Source organism: Piscibacillus salipiscarius (genome assembly GCF_042685285.1).
In the GTDB taxonomy this organism is placed as follows: domain Bacteria; phylum Bacillota; class Bacilli; order Bacillales; family Alkalibacillaceae; genus Piscibacillus; species Piscibacillus salipiscarius.
Map to the genome: position 1 here is coordinate 1 of NZ_JBHUMZ010000038.1, position 5,761 is coordinate 5,761.

Consider the following 5,761-nt stretch of genomic DNA (forward strand, 5'->3'; position numbering starts at 1 on the left):
AATTATATACGACCTTTTTCAAAATTAAATTGCCACAGCCCTGTTGAATACAGGACCGTGGCAGCATAGGTGTTTTTTCTTGTCTCATTTCCCTGGGTCAGTTCATTTTAGGCGGGGGTTTTATATGTTCGTAAGGTAATTTTCTAATATAAGAAGTTTTAATCACTGATGTAAATCTTTCTAATCCACAACCAGCTTAATTTTATGTTATGATTTACGTGGCAATCTATAAAAATTTTAAGAGCATTTATTTCATATAGAAAAGGGCTGTCGAAATGATTTTTGTTTTAGATGTGGGAAATACGAATACCGTATTAGGTGTCTTTGATCATGGAACACTAAAATATCAATGGCGTATTGCAACCAACCGTCATAAAACTGAAGATGAATACGCTATGCAAATCAAGTCTTTACTACATCACAATGGATTAACATTTGAGGATTTTGATGGTGTCATTATTTCATCTGTTGTTCCTCCAATTATGTTCTCTCTTCAAAAAATGTGTGAAAGATATTTTCATATAGATCCATTAATTGTAGGAAGTAAACAAGTTGATACTTGCTTGAAAATGAGTTATCCAAACCCAGATGAAATAGGCGCAGACCGAATAGTGAATGCAGTCGGTGCTATTAAGGAGTATGGTGCTCCTTTAGTCATTATTGACTTCGGAACTGCGACTACATACTGCTACATTAATGAGAATGAAGAGTATGAAGGAGGCGCTATTGCACCAGGAATCTCGATCTCAACTGAGGCTTTATATGCTAAAGCTGCCAAACTCCCTAGAATAGAAATTAATCGCCCTGACGATGTCGTAGGTCAGTCAACAGTTGAGGCGATGCAGTCTGGTATTTATTTTGGCTATGTCGGGCAAGTTGACGAAGTCGTCGGTAGAATGAAAGCTAGAGCCAAACAAACCCCAACAGTTATTGCAACTGGCGGGTTAGCTAAATTAATTGGTAAAGGCTCCAAAACGATTGATTATGTAGATTCGGCATTAACGCTGAAAGGACTTTACGAAATATATTGTATTAATAAGAATGAAAAGGGTGGACAACATGAGTGATTATATGATTCGTGCAACAGCTTTTGACGGACAAGTACGGGCGTTTGCTATTCGTTCAACCGATACCGTTCACGAAGCATGCAGAAGACAAGATACTTGGCCAGCTGCATCGGCAGCATTAGGTCGTTCGATATCGATTACAGCTATGATGGGCTTTATGTTAAAAGGCGATGATAAGCTGACAACGAAAATAGAAGGTGATGGCCCTATTGGCTATTTAATTGCTGATAGTAATTCACACGGTAATGTAAGAGGATATGTTAAAAATCCCCATGTTAACTTTGACTTAAATGATCAAGGGAAATTAGATGTGCGAAGAGCAGTAGGCACGAACGGGACGTTAAGTGTTGTAAAAGATTTAGGACTTAAGAATAATTTTACTGGATCAGTACCCATTGTATCTGGCGAAGTAAGTGAAGATTTCACGTATTACTTTGCTTCATCTGAACAAGTCCCTTCTGCAGTGGGGGCAGGGGTGCTAGTAAACCCTGACCTGTCAATCTTAGCTGCAGGTGGATTCATTATACAAATGATGCCAGGTGCAGATGAGTTAACCGTTAAAAAGGTCGAAAACAGAGTGTCAGAAATAAAACCAATTTCTACTCTAATTCGTGAAGGCTATGCGCCGGAAGATATTCTTAATGAATTTTTTGCGGAAGGCAACTGGAATCTCCTTGCTAAACAGGATGTTCAGTTTAAATGTCAATGCTCCAAAGAACGAATTGAAACAGCTATTGCAAGTTTAGGTAATGATGAAATTGATCAAATGATTGAGGAAGACGGCGGAGCCGAAGCAACATGTCAATTTTGTCATGAGCAGTACCATTTAACAGTAGATGAGCTAGAAAAATTAAAGCAATAGGACGGGTTTCAAATGAAGAAATTACAAATCAACGAGCATATGTCACTAGATTTTTCTAAAGAAACCATCGTGATGGGAATTCTAAATGTGACACCTGATTCGTTTTCAGACGGTGGTAAATTTAATTCGGAATCAAAAGCAGTCGATCATGCTAGAGAAATGGTTCAAAATGGAGCGAAAATAATTGATATTGGCGGTGAGTCAACTAGACCTGGTCATAAACCAGTTACAGCTGATGAAGAAATTGTTCGTGTAGTACCGGTAATCGAATCGCTTACTAATAAGATTGATGTTCCACTTTCAGTTGATACATTTAAGGCGAAGACAGCAGATGCAGCATTAAAAGCTGGTGCGCATATGATTAATGATGTTTGGGGGGCGAAGTACGACCCTGACATTGCTGCTGTAGCTAAAGAGCACGACGCTCCCATTATTTTGATGCATAATCAAGATGAACCTAAATATGACGATGTCGTTGAAGATATGAAAAAGAGCCTAGCTGAGAGTATTGAAATTGCTCATAAACATGGTGTTCAAGACCACAAAATTATTCTAGATCCTGGAGTTGGGTTTGGAAAGACATTAGAACAAAACTTACTCGTTATGCGCAGGCTTCATGAAATAAAAGCCCTTGGATATCCTATTTTACTTGGCACCTCTCGCAAGTCGATGATTGGGAAAGCTCTTGATCTCCCTGTCGATGAACGATTAGAGGGGACGATTGCCACCGTATGTTACGGAATCCAGCAAGGCTGTGAAATTGTAAGGGTTCACGATGTTAAAGAGGTTCATCGCTCGACTAAAATGATGGATGCCATGGTTGGAAAAGGAGAGCTCATTCATGGATAAAGTTATCTTAAATAGAATGATGTTTTATGGTTATCATGGCTTGTTTCCAGAAGAGAACAAGCTAGGTCAACGGTTTACGGTTGATGTTGAGTTGATGGCTGATTTAAAACCATCTGGAACCTCTGATAATATGAATGACAGCATTGATTATGGACAAGTTTATCAAGTGGTTCAAAAGGTTGTAGAAGGTGAGGCAAAAGATTTAGTTGAATCAGTAGCTGAACAAGTTGCCCAATCTTTATTTCAGGCTTTTGACCTATTAAAGGCTGTTAAGGTGTATATTGATAAACCTGGCCCGCCTATTCCAGGTTATTATGAATCAGTCGGCATTGAAATCTACAGGGAGCGCCAGGATTATGATTGACGCCTTTATCGCATTAGGCACTAATATAGAACCGAGAGAAAATCATTTGTATCAAGCGATTAAAAGTTTACAAGATCATGAAGCAATTGAATTAGCCAGCCAATCTTCCATCTATGAAACAGATCCAGTCGGCTATACAGACCAAGCGGATTTTTTGAATATGGTTGTACATGTGAAGGTAAACTTGTCGCCGCACGAACTATTATGGGTATGTCAATCAATCGAACAACAATTAGGTAGGAAAAGAACGGTACGTTTTGGACCGCGTTCTATTGACTTAGACATATTATTATTTAACCATCAATCAATGGAAACTGATGATTTAACGATTCCTCATCCTCGAATGCTTGAGCGTGCGTTCGTTTTAATTCCACTAAAAGAAGTCGCGCCGAAAGTAAAGGTCAACGGCAGATTCGTTACTGATTGGGTAGAAAGTTTACCAGATGATGATTTGGCAGGGGTTCGAGTATACAATGAGTAAATAGAAAGAAGCGTTTGAACGTCCACGTAGGACTTGAAAGGCCTTAAAGGTAATGGTACAGTTAGAAAACGTATTGTGAGTTTAAAGTTATAATGAAGTGATATAAAAAACTTCATCAATATATGGAACAATTTTATAATTTGAGGTGAGATCGGTGTCAGAAGAGATTAATGATCAGATGCAGACACGTATAGAAAAGTTGCGAGCGTTACAAGAACAGGGAGTTAATGTTTTTGGTAACAAGTTTGAGCGCACACATTTGTCAAATGGGTTAAAGGCTGAATTTGACCAATTTTCTAAAGAAGAACTTGAGGAAAAAGAAGTTCCGGTAACTATTGCTGGTCGTATAATGACTAAGCGTGGAAAAGGTAAAGCTGGTTTTGCTCATATTCAGGATTTAGAAGGACAAATTCAAATTTATGCTCGTAAAGATCGTATTGGCGAAGAAGCATATGAAGTTTTTAAACAGGCAGACCTCGGCGATATTGTAGGGGTTAAAGGTGTCATGTTCAAAACTAAAGTCGGGGAATTATCGGTAAAAGCAGATGAATTTTTCTTTTTAACAAAATCACTTCGCCCATTACCTGAGAAATTCCATGGACTAAAAGACGTAGAACAACGTTATCGTCAGCGTTACTTAGACTTAATAACAAATCTAGAAAGCCGCGAGACGTTTATTCTTCGTAGTAAAATAATTCAGTCTATGCGCCGCTATTTAGACCAAAAAGGATTCTTAGAAGTTGAAACTCCAATGATGCATGCCATTCCTGGTGGAGCTTCAGCGAGACCATTTGTAACACATCACAACGCATTAGACATACCGCTTTACATGCGTATAGCGATCGAGCTACATTTAAAACGTTTAATTGTTGGTGGTATGGAGAAAGTGTATGAGATAGGACGAGTGTTCCGTAATGAGGGGGTATCGACTAGACATAACCCTGAATTTACGATGATCGAATTATACGAGGCATACGCTGATTACCATGATATTATGGACCTTACTGAAAACTTAGTTGCTCATATTGCCAAAGAAGTGCTTGGTACATCGAAGGTTCAATATGGTGAAGAAGAAGTTGATTTATCTCCAGAATGGAAGAGATGGCACATGGTTGATGCTATTAAAGAAGTGACAGGAGTAGACTTTTGGGCTGACCTGTCTGATGAAGAGGCTCAAGTACTTGCCAAAGAGCACGGGGTAGAAGTGGATTCAAATATGACATTTGGTCATATAGTAAATGAGTTCTTTGAACAAAAAGTAGAAGAGACTCTTATACAGCCCACCTTTATATATGGTCATCCTGTTGCGATCTCACCACTCGCTAAAAAGAACGATGAAGACTCGCGCTTTACAGATCGTTTCGAACTATTCATCGTAGGACGCGAACATGCTAACGCGTTCTCAGAGTTAAACGATCCAATTGATCAGCGTGAACGTTTCGAAGCGCAAGTGAAAGAACGCGAAGAAGGAAATGATGAAGCGCACTTAATGGATGAAGATTTCTTAGAAGCACTAGAGTACGGTCTACCTCCAACTGGTGGGTTAGGAATTGGAATTGATCGTTTAGTTATGCTTCTTACTAACTCAGCATCAATTCGTGATGTTCTGTTATTCCCGCAAATGAGAAACAGACAATAAAATTTGTATAGTTAAAGCTACTTGTTATACTCTAATAGGGAGTATGATGAGTAGCTTTTATTTTTAGAAGAATTTTAAAAGAGTTGATAAGTCAATCTTACAACTTGTTTCATTATTACTAAGATCTATAGATAAGTAGAATTTTCATGAAATACTGCTGTGCAAGGGATAAAAGACTGTTATGCACCTGAATAAAATTTCTGAATAAACTTACTTTGAAAAAATGATTAAAAAACTATTGTCATACTCTTAAAACCGTGATAAATTATTAAACGTCGCATTAAGGAAATGCGTCACACAAAACAACCTTTTAATTGATTTAAAAAACATCTTTAAAGTTATTGACACTCAGTTGAAAAGTTGTTATATTAATAAAGTCGCTGTTTTGAGGCGACGACATTTGAACCTTGAAAACTAAACAAAATAGCCTGTAGTCAATTCACGTTTTTTACTCGGATTGGCGAGTCAAAAACGATTTAACTATTTAAGCCAATCAAAC

At 38.0% G+C, this 5,761-nt stretch carries 6 protein-coding genes; all 6 read left to right on the forward strand.

Annotated elements, in window-relative coordinates:
* Positions 1–275: 275 nt before the first annotated feature.
* The 6 genes from ACFSW4_RS11970 to lysS all read left to right on the forward strand — a co-directional run bounded on the left by ACFSW4_RS11970 (position 276) and on the right by lysS (position 5,262).
* On the forward strand, positions 276–1,067 hold the full coding sequence (locus ACFSW4_RS11970; RefSeq protein ID WP_377329527.1) for a type III pantothenate kinase: 792 nt from the start codon (positions 276–278) through the stop codon (positions 1,065–1,067).
* The gene (hslO, locus tag ACFSW4_RS11975; protein ID WP_054755032.1) at positions 1,060–1,929 is read left to right on the forward strand and encodes an Hsp33 family molecular chaperone HslO; all 870 of its coding nucleotides are present in this window, start codon (positions 1,060–1,062) and stop codon (positions 1,927–1,929) included. Before ACFSW4_RS11970 ends, hslO begins: the two co-directional genes overlap by 8 nt.
* A gap of 12 nt (positions 1,930–1,941) precedes the next feature.
* On the forward strand, positions 1,942–2,778 hold the full coding sequence (gene folP / locus ACFSW4_RS11980; RefSeq protein WP_054755031.1) for a dihydropteroate synthase: 837 nt from the start codon (positions 1,942–1,944) through the stop codon (positions 2,776–2,778).
* Positions 2,771–3,142, forward strand: coding sequence for a dihydroneopterin aldolase (folB, locus tag ACFSW4_RS11985; protein ID WP_054755030.1), 372 nt, complete (start codon positions 2,771–2,773; stop codon positions 3,140–3,142). Before folP ends, folB begins: the two co-directional genes overlap by 8 nt.
* Entirely contained in the window at positions 3,135–3,623 is a 489-nt protein-coding gene (folK, locus tag ACFSW4_RS11990; protein ID WP_054755029.1) for a 2-amino-4-hydroxy-6-hydroxymethyldihydropteridine diphosphokinase, read from the forward strand. The genes folB and folK overlap by 8 nt, the downstream gene beginning before the upstream one ends.
* Positions 3,624–3,777: 154 nt before the next feature.
* The gene (gene lysS, locus ACFSW4_RS11995) at positions 3,778–5,262 is read left to right on the forward strand and encodes a lysine--tRNA ligase (RefSeq protein WP_377329529.1); all 1,485 of its coding nucleotides are present in this window, start codon (positions 3,778–3,780) and stop codon (positions 5,260–5,262) included.
* Positions 5,263–5,761 lie beyond the last annotated feature (499 nt).

What these genes read in the sequence shown, in the direction of transcription:
- ACFSW4_RS11970 (WP_377329527.1), top strand. Translation starts at nt 276, where the DNA reads ATGATTTTTGTTTTAGATGTGGGAAATACGAATACCGTATTAGGTGTC.
- hslO (WP_054755032.1), top strand. Translation starts at nt 1,060, where the DNA reads ATGAGTGATTATATGATTCGTGCAACAGCTTTTGACGGACAAGTACGG.
- folP (WP_054755031.1), top strand. Translation starts at nt 1,942, where the DNA reads ATGAAGAAATTACAAATCAACGAGCATATGTCACTAGATTTTTCTAAA.
- folB (WP_054755030.1), top strand. Translation starts at nt 2,771, where the DNA reads ATGGATAAAGTTATCTTAAATAGAATGATGTTTTATGGTTATCATGGC.
- folK (WP_054755029.1), top strand. Translation starts at nt 3,135, where the DNA reads ATGATTGACGCCTTTATCGCATTAGGCACTAATATAGAACCGAGAGAA.